A 14,501-nucleotide genomic window follows, 5' to 3' on the forward strand; every position below is an offset into this window, starting at 1 on the left:
GACGCGCTGCTACGGTTCGCTCGAACTTCGTGGACATCAAGGGCATTTCGGACTGCTCCGGAGCGGTTCCGGCTTTCGCTGACGTATCGCGCCCGGGCCTGCTCCGGACACGTGACCAACGACCAGGCGAGCGGCGACCGGAGCAGGGGATGTGCGAGGACGGCGGACACGGTGAGGGCGCGTTCACCGCGGCGACCGGGCGTGCGTTGGAGAACGACCGCGGAAAGCCGAACTACCTGCAGTACCAGCGCGATCTGATCGGCCAGTACTGCGGTCGGACGGTACTGGAGGTCGGCGCCGGCCTCGGCGAGTTCGCCGAGGGGTTCACCGGCCGGGACCGCTACGTCGTCACCGACGTCGATCCGGCAGCGGTGGAGCGGATGCGGCAGCGCTTCGCCGACCGGCCCGAGGTCGAAGTCGGCACGTTCGACGTGGACGGGTCCACGCCGCTGTCCGAGCCGGTGGCCTCCCTGGTCTCGATCAACGTGCTCGAACACATCGACGACGACGTCGCCGCCCTGCAGGGGCTGGCGAAGTCGGTGGTGCAGGACGGCACGATCGTGCTGTGGGTGCCCGGTTACCAGCGCCTCTACGGCGAGTTCGACCGCAAGGTCGGGCACGTCCGCCGCTACACGCCCGCCACCCTCAGCGCGGCGGTGCGCGCTGCGGGGCTGCACGTCGACCTGGCGCGGCCGGTGAACTTCCTCGGCGGATTCGCCTGGTGGGCCGCGGTCCGCAAGGGCGGTGTCGCTGCGCCGAACCCGAAGCTGGTCGCGCTCTACGACCGCTGCGCGGTGCCGGTGACCCGGGGCATCGAGCGGTTCGTCAGGGTGCCGTTCGGCCAGTCGGTCCTGTGCGTGGCACGCGTCGTGTAGGACCGCGGGGCTCGCGCCACGACGCGGCCGGCTCGCCGCGCACCGCACCGGCCGAACTGGTCGCGGATCTGCGCAGCACCAGCCGGTTCCACACCGGACAGTCCTGACCGGCACCGGCCGGCTCACGCACCACGCACCGACCGCCACCGCGGCAGTTCCCCCGTGTCCACCAGCCGCCACCCGCCATCGGGGTGCAGCTGATCGTCGTAGTAGTGCACCGAACCCGGCAGCGGCAGCGCCGCCCCCGCCTGCTCGACGAAGACCTCCCGCGCCACCCGCTGCAACCGCCGCGGCGGCACCCCGTACACCTCCTCGACGCACCGGGCGAGCCGATCGAGCGTGTGATGCCCCATGAAGCTGTCGTAGGTGAGGCTGAAGACGTGCTCCCGCGGGCGGTGCAGATCGCGGGAGATCACGTTCACCGGCGGCAGCGAGCCGGTCAACCCCCGCCCGCGGCGGATGACCGGGTCCACGTACACATCGGAGTCCCGGTAGAGCACCCGCGTATCCCGCCCGTCGGCGGTGGTGGCCAGCAACGTGTTCTGCCCGTGCGGTTCCATCACGCACCCGGTGCGCCGCAGGGTCTCGACCCACAACCGCACCACCGGGGCGACCACCCGGTGGGCCAGCCACTCACCAGGATCCTCACCGCTGCGGTCGACCAGCTGCCGCAGCAACGGCGGATCACCCGGACTCCGCACGTCCCGGCCGTACAGCGCGAGCAGCGGCAGCACGTACTCCGGCGCGCAACCCACCCCACCGCCGGGCAGGCGAGGACGGGCTTCGCGCACGAGGAAACCCCACGCGTCCCGCTCGTCGTGCCCGAACACCCCACCGGCCACTTCGGCCACCAAGGGCACGTCGACCGCCACCAGTTCCGCGGCGGCCCACAGCTGCAACCGGATGATCGGCCGCCGCAGCCTGCGGGTGAACCGCGACAGGCGCTTCGGGTAGTGCAGCTTGACGAAGTGCGGCTCCACCGGCTCACCACCGATGCTCTCGACGAACACGGTGCGCGCGTTCGCCGAGGGCACCACCTCCAGGTCCAGTCCACGCGGGCACGCCAGCAACTCCTCCCGCCCGAGCAGGTCGGGCACGGTCAGCGTCTCCGGATGCACCGGCAGCACGAACCCGTCGCCGCAGCGGTAGTGCTCCACCACCGGCGAGGCCAACGCGCCCCGCAGGAACCGCCCGCGCTCCGGGGCGATGCGGAAGGTGGGCACGGTGAAGGACTCCGCACCGCGCTGCGGGTGGTAGGCCGCCGCGATGTCCATGTCCGCGGCGAAACGGCTGTAGTCGCGCGTGCCGCCGCCGGCGTAGCGCTCGGACTCCTGCCACGTGCGCAGCCAGCCTCCCGTCCCGTCGAGCAACATGGATGTCGATGCCCCTTTCCGGAACGTCGCGGCGCGTGGCGCGCCGATCCTACGGCCCCCGCGCAGGCCGCTGCGTGGTTCGAAACGGCGAAGGCCATCTCACCCCGCACACCGCCCGGGCGGCGGTATGCGGCGATCTCACGGTGGCACGTCCATCGCGGCGCGGCATCTCCACGACACCGGTCCCCCCGCGCACACTGACCCGGGACACCACACCCCAGCGGAAGGAGACCGCGTCGTGGCCGATGCCGCCCTGCGCCGCCGACGCGTGCGGCTGCTGCAGAAGTACCTGCTCAACCCGCCGATCAAACTCGCCGCGTGGGCGGGTCTCACCCCCGGCTACACGCTGCTGGAAACCACCGGACGCCACACCGGCCGGACCCGCCGCACAGCGGTCGGCCTGCACCTGGCCGGCGGCAGCGGATGGATCGTCGCCGAACAGGGCCGCCACGCGGGCTACGTGGCCAACCTGCGCGCCGACCCGCAGGTGCGACTGCGCCTCGACCGCACCTGGTTCCCCGCCACCGCCCACGTGCTGGGCCAGGACGACCCGCAGGCCCGGTTGGACAGCTTCGACCGCCCCGCCCACGCCGCGGCCGTGCGGCGATTCGGCACCGAACTGCTGACCATCCGCCTCGACCCGCGGTGACGCAGCCGCCGGGGGAGGCGAAGCCGACCAGCGACGACGCGCACGCACCCCCGGCACGCGCCGGGACACCCCGCTACGCACGGCGGCCGATCCCGCCGATGCAGTTGCTGCGCTGGACCTCGTCCTCGCTGGGCGAGGACTCCGGATGCCAGGTGGGCACGGGCACGATGCCGGGCTCGACGAGTGCGTAAGCAGCCAGGACCGCGCGCACCTCGTCGACGGTGCGGGGCTCCTCGGGGGTGGGGGTGCGGCGCATGACCTCCAACCCGGCGGCGAGCTGCTCGTCGGTCATGCCCAGCTGCGCCAGGTGGCTGACCGCGGCGTAACTGCCGGGCGCCAGCCGACGGTGGTACTCGGTCATCAGCGCGCGCGCCTCCCCACCGAGCACGAACGGCAGCACCCCGACGGCCAGCAACCCCACCGGACGGGTGAGATCCAGCAACCCGGTCACACCGGGCGCGTTCCACACCGCATCGGGATCCCGCAGATCGGCCTGGGTGACGCTGACGCGCTCCTCGCCCGCACCGAGCAACCGCCGGGCGTGGTGCACCGCGACCGGTTCGTGGTCGACGTAGGCCACCCGCGCGGCCGGGTTCTCGGCGAGAGCGATCTCGTGGACGTTGCCGACAGTGGGTACCCCCGAACCGAGGTCGAGGAACTGGTCGATGCCGATCCGGCACAGGTACCGCACCACGCGGCCGAGGAAAGCGCGGTTGCAACCCGCGTAGTGGGCCGCGTCGGGGAAGACGCGCTGCATGTCGGCGACGGCCTCCCGGTCGACGGCGAAGTTCGCCGACCCGCCGAGCAGGAAGTCGTACATCCGCGCCGAGTTCGGCTGCGCATCGTTGACCTCGGGCGGGGGCTGCATGCTCATCGGCGACTCGGCACTCATCTGCACTCCCGGATCTCGACGCAAGGGGCGATCACCCCGTTTCTACACCACCCGTCCCCGGCGAACGCCGCGCACACCCGGCACCGCCCGCGGCGGAGGACCCCTCCGCACGCGAAACGACCTCCGCCCGCCGGTGCGGACCGCCCGCATCAGCACGCCCACGTGAAACGCCTGCTGCCCGGCACCGCGCTACCGCTGCGCACGCGCAGTGCGACGCCCACGGATGCGCACGCCGCAGAGGAGGCGGAGCAGCCCGGCGACGGTCAGCGTGAGCGCGATGCCCAGCAGAACGCCGCCCCAGGAGCTGCCGGGCAGGACAGCACGGCCCAGGGAGGCCAACGTCAGCCCGTAGCCCGTCCAGAGCACCGCCCCGACGGCGGTGGCCGCGAGGAAACGCGGAAACGGATACGCCAGAACACCGGCCGAGACACCGACGGCGGTGGTGCCGCCGGGGACGAAACGTCCGGCGACCACCATCCCCGCCCCCCAGGTGGTCTCGCGCTCCTCCAGCCAGCGCAGCACGCGCCGGCCGCGCATCGGGCGAGCAGCGACGCCGCGTGCGCGACGGCTGAGCACGCGCCCGAGCGCGTACGCCGCCACATCCCCCAGCAGGGCCCCGGTCGTGGTCGCCAGCAGCACCGGCGTGACGGGCAGACCACCGGCCAGGACCGCACCGGTGGCGGCGACGAGCACCGTTTCGCTCGGCAGCGGCGGGAACACGGCTGACCCCAGGATCACCAGGGCGATGAGCAACGGAGCCCACCCCGAGGCGAGGACCGCCTCCACAGGAACCATCGCGCTCTCTTCCCGACACCGCGTCACCGTCCCCGCAACCATCCCGCAGTTTCGCGCACCGCATCCGGTGGGGCTCCTCAGCGAGTGAGGGCTGGCGAGTCGAGGCCGGCGGTCGGGACGTGCTCGGCCCCACCGATCCGGTCGCGGGCCGGTCGTAGCGGCCAGCGCGAGCTCCCGGTCTGAGTAGCAGCCCCGCTCATCGGTGAGGAAGTCCTCGGGCCTACCGATTCGCTCCGTTCAGAAGTGGTGTGTCAGCTGGGCGAACGGGGTGGTGGTGCGGAACCTCGGGTGCCTGTCGGGTAGGTCGCGGTGTTCCAGTGACCAGGTCATCGGGTGGGGCACCAGGACTGCGCCGAGGCCGGCTTCGAGCGCGGGCCAGATGTCGGAGCGTGGCGAGTTCCCGATCATCCAGGTGTGTTCGGCGAGCAGCGCGCGGTGGGCGACGAAATCCCGGTACACCGCCGTCTCCTTCTCGGGCACGATGGCGATGTCGGTGAAGAACTCTGCCAGCCCGGAGGCTTCGATCTTTCCGGTCTGTTCGGCGCGATCACCCTTGGTCAGCAGGAACAGTCGGTGTCGCTGCGACAGCGCGCGCACCGTTTCGCCTACCCCGTCGATCAGCTCCACCTGGTGGGCGCGGATCGGTGCGCACGCGTCCCGCAGGAGCTGACGGTCGGTTTCTGCGAGCGGGCCGCGGCACGCGGTCAGGCACTCGGCCAGACTGCGCTCGAAGACGGCGAGACCGTAACCGTACCGCTGGCTGTTGACCTTCTCGATCTCGTCGAGCCGGGTCCGGATGTGCTCGCGCGGCAGACCCGTGCTCGCGAGGTGCTCGAGGAACAGTTCGATGGCCCGCTCGAACAGGACGTTGTTTTCCCACAAGGTGTCGTCGGCATCGAAGATGAGGTTGTGCGGCAACACTGGTCCTTTCCTGGTGGACGAGGTGATCCGGTGCGAACACGCCTGGTCTGTCCGGAGGTCACGCGTGTCGGGAGGGTGGTGGGCGGAAGGTCGCCGCGGCGGCGTGCACGGTGCACGCGAGTCCTGCGGCGTGGGCGAGTGCGAAGGCTTCGCGGTGGCCGCTGGCGGGGTAGTGCTGTTCATCGCCGGCGAGGTCGAGTCCGACCACCTCCTCGGTGTGGCGCAGCGCGGTCTCGGCCACCGCCAGGCTTTCCTGCGGTGTCTGGTGGGGCAGGCAGCACAGCAGCAGCCCGGTGGCCACGCCCGTGGCGGCGCGACCGCGGGCCAGGCCTTCGGCTACTGCGGACACTGCCTCGTCGGGGGTCATGCCCTGCTGACCGTGCAGTTGTGGGGCGAAGCGCACCTCGCCGTAGACCACGCCGTCGGCGCTCCAGTCCTCGACCAGTTCGGCCGCGGTCCGGCGCAGCGCCGGCGGGGTCTGCAGCACTCGTAGCGGCAGGTCGAGGTAGGGGAGGAACCGGGTCAGGCTGCCGCAGCTTGCCGGGGCGGTGACCAGCTGCTCGGCGGGTGCGGTCAGGGCGATGCCCTGGTGGTGGGCCAGATCGGCGATCGTGGCCGGGCGCACGGATCCGTCGAGGTGGCAGTGCAGTTCGTAGCGCGGTACGGGCGCAGGTGCGGTGTTCGGCGTCATCGATGCCTTTCCAGGAAGTCGTCTCAGGCCGGCTGCGGGTATGTGGCGCAAACCGCGAAGAGCAGATCCTTGAAGCCGGCCTCGTGCACGCGACGCACCACGGTGAGGTTCGGCGCGGGTGCCGAGCGGCGGTGGTCGATGAGCATTTGACCGCGTGCCTGCTCAGCGAGGGCGATGTCGACAGGGACCTGCTCCTGCTCGAGGATCAGATCGGGTCGCAGGGCCACCGCCATGGTCACGGGATCGGGCAGGTCGTAGCCGGTCAGGCCGGTGACCTCGTGCGTCCACTCGGCGACGGTGCGGTTGATGCGGTGGGCGAAGGTGGCCAAGGGGGTACCGAGCCCGGCCATCCGGGCCTGCTCGTCGCCGGTCATGACGGCGTCCTGCCGGGAGACGTCCCAACCGACCCAAGTCACCGTCTCCGGCGCGGCGGCCCGGAGCACGATCGCGGCGGCCTCCGGGTCGGCCCAGACGTTGAACTCGGCGGTGGCGGAGATGTTGCCGCGGGCGTCGGCGGCCCCAGCCATGCAGTAGACGTGCCGGTACCGGGACAGCAGATCGCGGTCGCGCAGCAGCGCAGCGGCGAGGTTGGTCAGCGGTCCGAGCATGACCAGGGTGAGTTCACCCGGGTGCTGCCGGGGCTGCGACAGCAGCACCTCGACCGCATGGCCGGGCTCGACGGAACGCGCGGGGTCGGGCAGACCGATATCGCCCATCCCGTCCTGACCGTGCACGTGCTGGGCACTGGAGGGGGAGCGCAGCACCGGGCGGTCGCACCCGGAATAGACGGGGACATCAGCCCGCCCCGCCATCTCCAGGGAGATCAGCGCGTTGCGGGTGCCGACCGCCAGGGGCACGTTACCGGCCACCGTCGTCACGGCCCGTACATCTCCGAGGCCGCCGGCGGCGGCCAACAGCAGCGCCACCGCGTCGTCGGAAGCGGTGTCGGTATCGATGACCAACGGAAGCGCAGGCATGGCGTCTCGTCTCCCCGTTTGCAGAGCTGGGTGGCCCACGACCGGCGCAACAAGCGTTCGCGGTCGTGGCGCGAGTCCATTTCTAATCGTTTAGATGACACAATGCAACGGACCATGACGAAGAGAACGGACCAAGCGGTGACCCTGGCGGACGTGGCCCGACGGGCGGGCACCTCGACCGCGGTGGTCAGCTACGTGATCAACGACGGGCCCCGACCGGTCGCCGCCGCGACCCGCGCCCGCGTGCTTGCCGCCGCGACGGAGCTCGGCTACCGGCGCAATCGCGCCGCCGCCGCGCTGCGCTCCGGCTCGTCGGAGTTGGTCGGTCTGATCGTGCCGGACACCATCAACCCCTACTTCGCCGCGCTGAGCCGCAGCATCGAGAACGCGTTGACGCACGCGGGCAAGCTCACCGTTGCGGTCAACTCCGGATACGTGGCCCAGCGCCAGGCTGAGGCGGCCGAGCGGCTGCTGTCGGCGCAGGTGGACGGCCTGGTCGTCGTGTCCGCCGCAGGCGCCACCGACTTGGCCACCGGCCACAGCACTCCTACGGTCTACGTGCACCATCGCCCGGCCGGCTCACCGGCGGAACTCGTCGCGGCGGACAACACCGCCGCCGTCCAGCACGCCGTGGACCACCTGCGTTCCCATGGCCACGACCAGGTCGCCTTCCTGTCCGGCCCGGACGACGACGGCCCGGTCGGGCAACGCCTCGCCGCCTGGCGCTCGGCCGACGCCGGGAAGACGCTGCTGCGCAGCGACTTCTCACGAGCCGACGCGGCCGAACTGATCGCACACCACGCCACACGCGCAACCCTGCCGCGAGCACTCGTGACCGCGACCGACGAACAGGCCATCGGTGTGCTGGCCGCCGCCAGCCGGCACGGGGCAGCGATCCCGGACGACCTCGCGGTGATCAGCTGCGACGGGACCCCGGAGTCCGCCTACACCGCCCCCGCGTTGACCGTCACCGAGCAGTCGCTGCACCAGATGGCGCTGCGCGCCGCGAGCATCATCCTCGGCGACAGCGATGCGGACACCCCCGCAGGCGCGCGCCTGGTCCCTCGGCGCAGCTGCGGATGCCGGACCGGTTGACGACCTCGCTGACCGCAGTTGCTCGATGTCCGGCGCTGGTGCGGGAATTCTCGCACGTGACCGACGAGAGACCGCTCAGCGAGCGCGACCCGTTTCCCGGCTCGATCCCCGAACGCTTGCGAGCGCAGCGGACCTTCCTGATCGAGATATACGCCGGCGACACCACGCTCGACGACGCTGAATCCCGCCGGGGCAGGACGAGCGGGAGCGCGCCACCGCAGACCAGCTGTTCCCCCTACTGCCCGCGGACCAGGCGGCTTACTTCCGGGCCCTGTGGGACGAGTTCGAGCAGCGACGGACCCCTGAGGCGCGGCTCGCCAATGCGCAAGCGCTCGGCGACGCCTCGGCATCGCTGTGGCAGGCAACCGAGAAGATGCTCGACAAAGCCGAGTGCCAAATCCTGTACAGCTGCAACTCAGCGCGAGCTCCCACCGGTCTCACGGCGCGGAACCCACCCCGAGCGCCACGCGCAGCGCCGCCAACCACGACACCGCCTCGGCCACACCACCGTCCCAGCACGTCCGCACCGGCGCGCCCCGCTTGCGCAACTGCTCGACCAACCGCACCGCCTGCCGCGGCGGCACGCCGGGACCCGCGCGCTCGGCCGCGACGAACACCGACACCGCCGACAGATCCACCGCCGGCGGCGCGTCGAACGGCACACCCGGCGAGAACACCACCGCCGCCCGCACCAGCTGCGGCTGCTGCAGCACCACCGCGGCGACCGCGGTCGCCGCATCACCGCAGCCGACCAGCACCAGCCGCGCCGCATCCACCCCGCAGCGCACGCACGCGGCCGGCAGGAACGCGCCCAGCAACGCCCCGCAGGACACGAGATCACCGGCGACCACAGCGCCCGCGTCGTCACGGCGGAACCAGCCGAACCCACCGCCGCCGAGCCCCACGGGACCGCGCGGGCACAGCAGCGCCGCCCCCGGATCCAACCGCGCACCGCATCCGACCGGGGAGTGCTCGTCACCACCGGTGCCGTGCAGCAGCACCAGCGTCAGCGCCTCGCCGTGCCCCGCCGGCACGAACCGGTGCACCAGCTCACCGATCACGACCCACCGCTGCCGCCCGCGAGCAGCTCCTCGTCCGGCCCGGGCGAGCGCAACGCCGGCAGGTTCCGCTCGATCTCCGCCCGCGACGGCTCCAACCACGGCGGCAACCGCAACGCCCGCCCCAACGCCATCAACGGCTCGTCCGCGGTGAACCCCGGCGGATCCGTGGCGATCTCGAGCAACACCCCACCCGGCTCGCGGAAGTAGATCGAGTGGAAGTACTGCCTGTCCAGCACCGGCGTCACGTTCAACCCCTCGTCGACCAGCGTCTCCCGCCACGCCACCTGCTCCTCGTCCGAGGGGGTGCGCCAGGCGATGTGGTGCACCGTGCCCGCGGCCACCAGACCCTGCGGCGCCTCCGGACTGCACAGCACGTCCACCCGCGCACCCGGACCGCCGGCCCCCGCGCCGAACCGGAACCGCGCCCGCTGCTCGCGCTCCAGCCGGAAACCCAACGTCTCCGACAGCAACGCCGCGGTGTGCTCGTGACTCGCCTCGGTCACCGTCACCGCGTGCAACCCGCGGATCGCGTGCTCGACCGGGACCGGACCCTCCGGCCACGGCGGACGCTCGTCCCCGCCGGAGTGCGCGACGAGCTCGAGCGCCAACCCGTCCGGATCGCGCAGCCCCAGCACCTCCTCGTCCTCCCGCGCGTGCGGGGCGGAGGCCGCCGCACCGGCCTGCTGCAGGTGCCGCTGCCACCAGCCCAGCGACCCGCTCGGCACGGAGAACGCCACCGTCGTCGCCTGCCCCGTGCCCGGACGGCCCCGCGGAGCCTGCGGCCACGGGAAGAACGTGATCAACGTGCCCGGTGCGCCCTCCTCGGTGCCGAAGTACAGGTGATACGTCTCGGGCGCGTCGAAGTTCACCGTCGTCTTCACCAGCCGCAGCCCCAGCACGCTGTGGTAGAAATCCGCGTTGCGCTGGGGATCCGTGGCGATCGCGGTGACGTGGTGCAGCCCTGCGGGCACGCTCGGCATGATCCTCGCCTCCCGGAACCGGTCAGCCTCGGCTCGCTACGGCCAGGCTTGCCGCCAGGCCCACGACGCGAAACCCGTCCAGGGCACTTCCGGGAAAGCGCGCCGCAGCGCGGGCACGTCCACCTGGTAGCCCGTCTCGGCCAGGAAGGCGAACATCGCGCCCAGATCAGCGCTGTCGGCCCGCACCGCCTCCACCGGCACGTGGTCGTGGTGCACCGGGTGCCCGGAGGCCGCGGTGATCACCGCGGCCATCCGCCGCGGGGTGGGATCGTCCCCGGCCACCTCGATGCGCATGCCCACCGGCGGGTCCTGGCGGGTGAGCAGGTGCGCCACCAGCGCCCCCACGTCGTCGCGGGCGGTCTGCTGCAGCGGCAGGTCACCCGGCAGCGCCAGCGGCAGCCGCCCTTCACCGATGGCCGGATCGCCGAGCACGTTGTCGTAGAAGAACGTCGGTGCCACGACCGCGTGCCGCACCGACGTGTCCGCCAGCCGCCGCTCCACGGCGGCCTTGCTGTCGAAGTGCGGCACCCCGGTGTGGCGGTCGGCGCTGGCCACCGACGCCAGCACCAGGTACGGCAACCCGGCGCGTTCGGCGGCGGTGGCGATCGCCTCGCCCTGGGCGACCTCGGCCTGCGCGCCGGATTCGAACGGGGTGGTCACGGCGAACGCCGCGGAGGCGTTGGTGAACACGCGGGTGAGGCCGTCCGCGTCGAACAGGTCCGCCGCAGCGACCTCCACCCCCTCGCCGGCGAGCCGCTGCGCCGACGGGGAGGTGGTCTCGCGCACGACCGCCCGCACCGGGTGCCGCCCGGCGCGCAGCGCCCGCAGCACCGCACCGCCCTGCCCTCCGGTCGCGCCGAGCACGGTCGTGGTGGGCTCGTCCATGCTCCTCAGGGTGCGAGCGGGGCGCACGCGGCGCCCGGTGGCTCACCGCTTCTTCGGCGTCACCCAGATCGTGATGGTCACCTCGACCACGGCGGTGCCGGCGGTGTCGTAGATGCCGACGGGGACGTCGATCTCCTGGCCCTGCTCGCCGAACGCGGGCAGCGGGTCGAGCGCGGCCACGGCGCGCAGGCCCGTGGTGGCCTTGGCGACGTAGGAGGTGCGCATGCCCTTGGGGATCCACCGGTGCGTGGTGGGCACGGTGGCTTCGGCGAGCATGCCCATGGCCATCTCCGCGAGGTTGCAGGCCGCGATGGCGTGGAACGTGCCGATGTGGTTGTGCACGCCCCACCACTTCGGCGCGGTCACCACGGACCGGTCGGGGCGCATCTCGCGCACCTTCGGCAGCACGGTGCCGAAGTACGGCGCGCGCAGCGCCGTGGCCAGGGAGAACAGCATGCGTCCGCCCGGGCGGGCCGACAGCCGCTGCCACGTCTTCAGCGTCCCGGTGGGGTGGGAGGCGGGGTTCGTCCCGGGGTCGACATCAGCCATGCCCAGGATGCTACTCGGAAGTAACAAAACGGGGGAACCGGCCTCGGCGCGACCGGGGAGGGGGACTCGGTGCACACCGGCGGAGCGAGGGGAGCGCGTGGCCGCGGGGAAGCGGCAGGCGACGAGTCCGGACGGGGGAGCGAAGTGGTCCGCGCGGGGCTCGCGGACGGCCGACGAGAGGTTCGGCGACGAGGGGCCGCCGCGCACGTGCGGATCGGAACCTCATATTTCATGCATAACGTACATTATGCATGAAAAAGATCAGCGCGGGAGAGCGGTCGCGGGGCAGGCGAGACCGCACGTCCGCCGCGCGAGAGGTCGCGCACCCACCGTTCCGCGCGTTCGCCACCCGCACCCGGATGCACAACGGCCCGGCGGGGCAACCGATCGGCGGGCACGAACTCGGCGCAGCCGGGGTCGAGCGCCGACACGTCGTGCCCGCGCCAGGTCGCCGCACGGACCGGCTGCGGCGGAGCGACTGCTCGCCGGCAGCCGCTCAACCTCGAGCCCCCGCCCCTCGTTATTCGTCACAGTGACGAAAGTGCGGTGAACAAACCCGGGCGGAAACAGCAGGACCGGCGAGGGGTCTCGTAGCGACAACGAGTGAACGGGCCCGCGCAGCCACCGAGTCCGTCGAGCTCCTCCGCAGGGCCGCGGAGGCGGCGCAGGAGCGCCCGACCGCGAGGGCGCACGACCCGGTCACCGATGATCGGTCCGGCCATCGGTGATCAACAGCGACCGCGCGGCCGTTGCGACGCGCTCGGGATCGCGCGTGCGACCGCGTCGCGGCTGATCCGGACCGGCGCACGCGGCAGCAGGCGCCGGCAGCCGACCGGCCGGCACGAGACCGGTGGCGCGCCGCGCGTTCGCGACGTCGCAACGGGCGGCGCGAACCGCTCTCGCGAATGATCACCACGGGCACCTCGCAGTCCGATAATGCACATTATGTTAAGTACGAGTCGGCGGCCCCTCCTCCGGCGGCGCATCGTCGAACGGTGCCAGCCCTCAGCGGGCGGGTTACGCTGCCGGGCATGGCGCTGCAGCGGATGGACAACGTGCTCGTCGTCGTCGCCGACCTGGAGGCCGCCATCGCGTTCTTCACCGAGCTCGGCATGGAGCTCGAAGGCCGCACGACGATCGAAGGACGTTGGGCGGACCGCGTGATCGGCATCGACGACGCGCGTTCCGAGATCGCGATGCTGCGCACCCCCGATGGGCACGGCCGGGTGGAGCTGTCCGAGTTCCACCAGCCCGAGGCGATCCGGGCCGAGCCGGCGGATGCGCCGGTGAACGCCCTGGGGATCCGGCGGATCATGTTCGCCGTGGACGATCTCGACGAGGTCCTCCCCCGGCTTCGCGCCCACGGTGCCGAGCTCGTCGGCGAGGTGGCGCAGTTCGAGGACAGCTACCTGCTGTGCTTCGTGCGCGGCCCGGAGGGAATCATCGTCGGGCTGGCTCAGGAACTCGGGTGAACCAGCAGTCGGATCAGAGGGCGCCGAACGCCCCGCCCTCGGGATCGGGCTCCCTGCGGTGACCTCTCCCCTCGCCCAGCCTGGGAGGTCGTGCTCGGCCACGTGGTTTCGGTCGCTGACGTGGTGGCCGAATGACAGCTGCGGCTGTTGTTCCGTCCTCGTCATCGACGGATCCCTTCCCGATCCACCCCGGACGGCCCTGATCCACGTGGAACTGCCCGAGCCTTCCAGGAACCGCAGCGGCACCTCCTCCGCCGATGCCATGGCCCTGCTCGCCAGTTGGGCCGCCACCCACCTCGACGAGGCCACTACCGCTGCGGCAACCCAGAACCACGACCAGCGCAACACCGCCCGGTAGGCGATCGCGCCGCTCCGCCGAGCGGCGGACCGACCTCGACCGCGGACTGGCCGGCCCCCGGCACGGGTAGCACGGTGCGGCGCGAGCAGCCGGTGGGTCGATGTCCCCGATCGATATCGGTCGCGTGTGGACGGCTGTTCCGCGGCGGGTCCGGCGTGCCGCGGAGTGTTGCTCCCGGCGGTGACGCGCTAGCGTTTCGATATGGCGACGACGGTGGTGCTGGTGCACGGCAGTTTTCTGGGCCCGTGGTCGTGGCAGGACGTGGTGGCGGATCTCGACGCGCGGCAGGTTCCCAGCGTCACGGTGGACCTGCCGAGCGCGGCGGGCGGGCTGTTCCAGGCGCCGGGAGATCTCCACGACGACGTCGCGCACGTGCGGGCGGTGCTGGATCAGTTGTCCGGGCCGGTGGTGCTGTGCGGGCACTCGTACGGCGGTGTGGTGATCACGGAGGCGGCTGCGGGGCCGCATCCGGCGGTGCGGCACCTGGTGTACGTGGCCGCGGCGATGCCTGACGTGGGTGAGAGCATGGCGGACCTCTCGCCCACCCCTGCCCCGTCGGCGGCCGGTGAGGAGGTGCGGTGGCGCACCGACGGGTTGGTGGAGTTGACCGACGAGTCGGCGCGGAACGCGTTGCTGCACGACTGCTCGGCGCGTCGGGTGCGGGACGCGTGCGCGCTGCTGCGGCCGAGCAATCCGGAGGTGGGCACGCAGCGAGTGCGTGCGGCGGCGTGGCGGTCGGTGCCGACGACGGTGCTGCGGTGCGCGCAGGACCGGCTGCCCGAGCTGGTGTCGGCGCAGGTGCCGTGGCAGTCGGTGTCGACGGTGGTGCTGCCGACCGGGCACTGTCCGAACTGGAGCCGTCCGGACCTGGTGGCCGGTGCGGTGGCGGACGTGGTCACCGCCAGTGGTGACACCTCGGCCTGAGCCC

16 protein-coding genes are annotated in these 14,501 nt (G+C 72.1%); 6 read left to right on the top strand and 10 right to left on the bottom strand.

What is annotated here, in order from left to right:
• Positions 1–149: 149 nt before the first annotated feature.
• Positions 150–875: a class I SAM-dependent methyltransferase gene (locus tag ACYVJE_RS13560; RefSeq protein ID WP_461144726.1), complete on the top strand. Its 726-nt coding sequence runs from the start codon at positions 150–152 to the stop codon at positions 873–875.
• 122 nt (positions 876–997) lie between these two features.
• Here ACYVJE_RS13560 and ACYVJE_RS13565 read toward each other — a convergent pair whose 3' ends face one another.
• Positions 998–2,248 (bottom strand): IucA/IucC family C-terminal-domain containing protein, encoded by a 1,251-nt coding sequence (locus ACYVJE_RS13565; RefSeq protein ID WP_461144727.1) that lies wholly within the window; start codon positions 2,246–2,248, stop codon positions 998–1,000.
• Between the two features lie 238 nt (positions 2,249–2,486).
• Here ACYVJE_RS13565 and ACYVJE_RS13570 point away from each other — a divergent pair, with 238 nt between their 5' ends.
• Positions 2,487–2,897: a nitroreductase/quinone reductase family protein gene (locus tag ACYVJE_RS13570; protein ID WP_461144728.1), complete on the top strand. Its 411-nt coding sequence runs from the start codon at positions 2,487–2,489 to the stop codon at positions 2,895–2,897.
• A gap of 73 nt (positions 2,898–2,970) precedes the next feature.
• Here the strand turns inward: ACYVJE_RS13570 and ACYVJE_RS13575 are convergent, their stop codons facing one another.
• The 5 genes from ACYVJE_RS13575 to ACYVJE_RS13595 all read right to left on the bottom strand — a co-directional run bounded on the left by ACYVJE_RS13575 (position 2,971) and on the right by ACYVJE_RS13595 (position 7,173).
• Complete coding sequence (locus tag ACYVJE_RS13575) at positions 2,971–3,789, bottom strand: SAM-dependent methyltransferase (RefSeq protein ID WP_461144729.1); 819 nt, start codon at positions 3,787–3,789, stop codon at positions 2,971–2,973.
• A 189-nt stretch (positions 3,790–3,978) separates the two neighbouring features.
• The gene (locus ACYVJE_RS13580; RefSeq protein WP_461144730.1) at positions 3,979–4,584 is read right to left on the bottom strand and encodes a DedA family protein; all 606 of its coding nucleotides are present in this window, start codon (positions 4,582–4,584) and stop codon (positions 3,979–3,981) included.
• Positions 4,585–4,821: 237 nt separating this feature from the next.
• Complete coding sequence (locus ACYVJE_RS13585) at positions 4,822–5,505, bottom strand: HAD family hydrolase (protein WP_461144731.1); 684 nt, start codon at positions 5,503–5,505, stop codon at positions 4,822–4,824.
• Between the two features lie 58 nt (positions 5,506–5,563).
• A complete protein-coding gene (locus ACYVJE_RS13590; RefSeq protein ID WP_461144732.1) occupies positions 5,564–6,196 on the bottom strand; it encodes an adenosine deaminase family protein in 633 nt (210 codons plus the stop codon).
• Positions 6,197–6,219: 23 nt separating this feature from the next.
• Positions 6,220–7,173 carry a nucleoside hydrolase gene (locus ACYVJE_RS13595; RefSeq protein ID WP_461144733.1) on the bottom strand — a complete coding sequence of 318 codons (954 nt, stop codon included), beginning with the start codon at positions 7,171–7,173 and terminating at the stop codon, positions 6,220–6,222.
• A 114-nt stretch (positions 7,174–7,287) separates the two neighbouring features.
• Here ACYVJE_RS13595 and ACYVJE_RS13600 point away from each other — a divergent pair, with 114 nt between their 5' ends.
• Positions 7,288–8,268, top strand: coding sequence for a LacI family DNA-binding transcriptional regulator (locus ACYVJE_RS13600; protein ID WP_461144734.1), 981 nt, complete (start codon positions 7,288–7,290; stop codon positions 8,266–8,268).
• A 437-nt stretch (positions 8,269–8,705) separates the two neighbouring features.
• Here the strand turns inward: ACYVJE_RS13600 and ACYVJE_RS13605 are convergent, their stop codons facing one another.
• Genes ACYVJE_RS13605 through ACYVJE_RS13620 form a run of 4 tightly spaced genes read right to left on the bottom strand, consistent with a single transcriptional unit; the run spans position 8,706 to position 11,743 of the window.
• Entirely contained in the window at positions 8,706–9,329 is a 624-nt protein-coding gene (locus ACYVJE_RS13605) for an alpha/beta hydrolase (RefSeq protein ID WP_461144735.1), read from the bottom strand.
• Positions 9,326–10,309 carry a ring-cleaving dioxygenase gene (locus ACYVJE_RS13610; RefSeq protein WP_461144736.1) on the bottom strand — a complete coding sequence of 328 codons (984 nt, stop codon included), beginning with the start codon at positions 10,307–10,309 and terminating at the stop codon, positions 9,326–9,328. The genes ACYVJE_RS13605 and ACYVJE_RS13610 overlap by 4 nt, the downstream gene beginning before the upstream one ends.
• 36 nt (positions 10,310–10,345) lie before the next feature.
• Positions 10,346–11,194, bottom strand: a complete 849-nt coding sequence (locus ACYVJE_RS13615) for an NmrA/HSCARG family protein (RefSeq protein WP_461144737.1) — start codon at positions 11,192–11,194, stop codon at positions 10,346–10,348.
• 42 nt (positions 11,195–11,236) lie between these two features.
• Positions 11,237–11,743, bottom strand: coding sequence for a hotdog fold domain-containing protein (locus ACYVJE_RS13620; protein WP_461144738.1), 507 nt, complete (start codon positions 11,741–11,743; stop codon positions 11,237–11,239).
• Between the two features lie 1,031 nt (positions 11,744–12,774).
• On the opposite strand from ACYVJE_RS13620, the gene ACYVJE_RS13625 reads away from it, so the two are divergent.
• The 3 genes from ACYVJE_RS13625 to ACYVJE_RS13635 all read left to right on the top strand — a co-directional run bounded on the left by ACYVJE_RS13625 (position 12,775) and on the right by ACYVJE_RS13635 (position 14,497).
• Complete coding sequence (locus ACYVJE_RS13625) at positions 12,775–13,215, top strand: VOC family protein (RefSeq protein WP_461144739.1); 441 nt, start codon at positions 12,775–12,777, stop codon at positions 13,213–13,215.
• Between the two features lie 208 nt (positions 13,216–13,423).
• The gene (locus ACYVJE_RS13630; RefSeq protein ID WP_461144740.1) at positions 13,424–13,573 is read left to right on the top strand and encodes a hypothetical protein; all 150 of its coding nucleotides are present in this window, start codon (positions 13,424–13,426) and stop codon (positions 13,571–13,573) included.
• A gap of 201 nt (positions 13,574–13,774) precedes the next feature.
• Positions 13,775–14,497 carry an alpha/beta fold hydrolase gene (locus ACYVJE_RS13635; protein ID WP_461144741.1) on the top strand — a complete coding sequence of 241 codons (723 nt, stop codon included), beginning with the start codon at positions 13,775–13,777 and terminating at the stop codon, positions 14,495–14,497.
• Positions 14,498–14,501: the final 4 nt, after the last annotated feature.

It is taken from the genome of Salinifilum aidingensis (assembly GCF_054782015.1).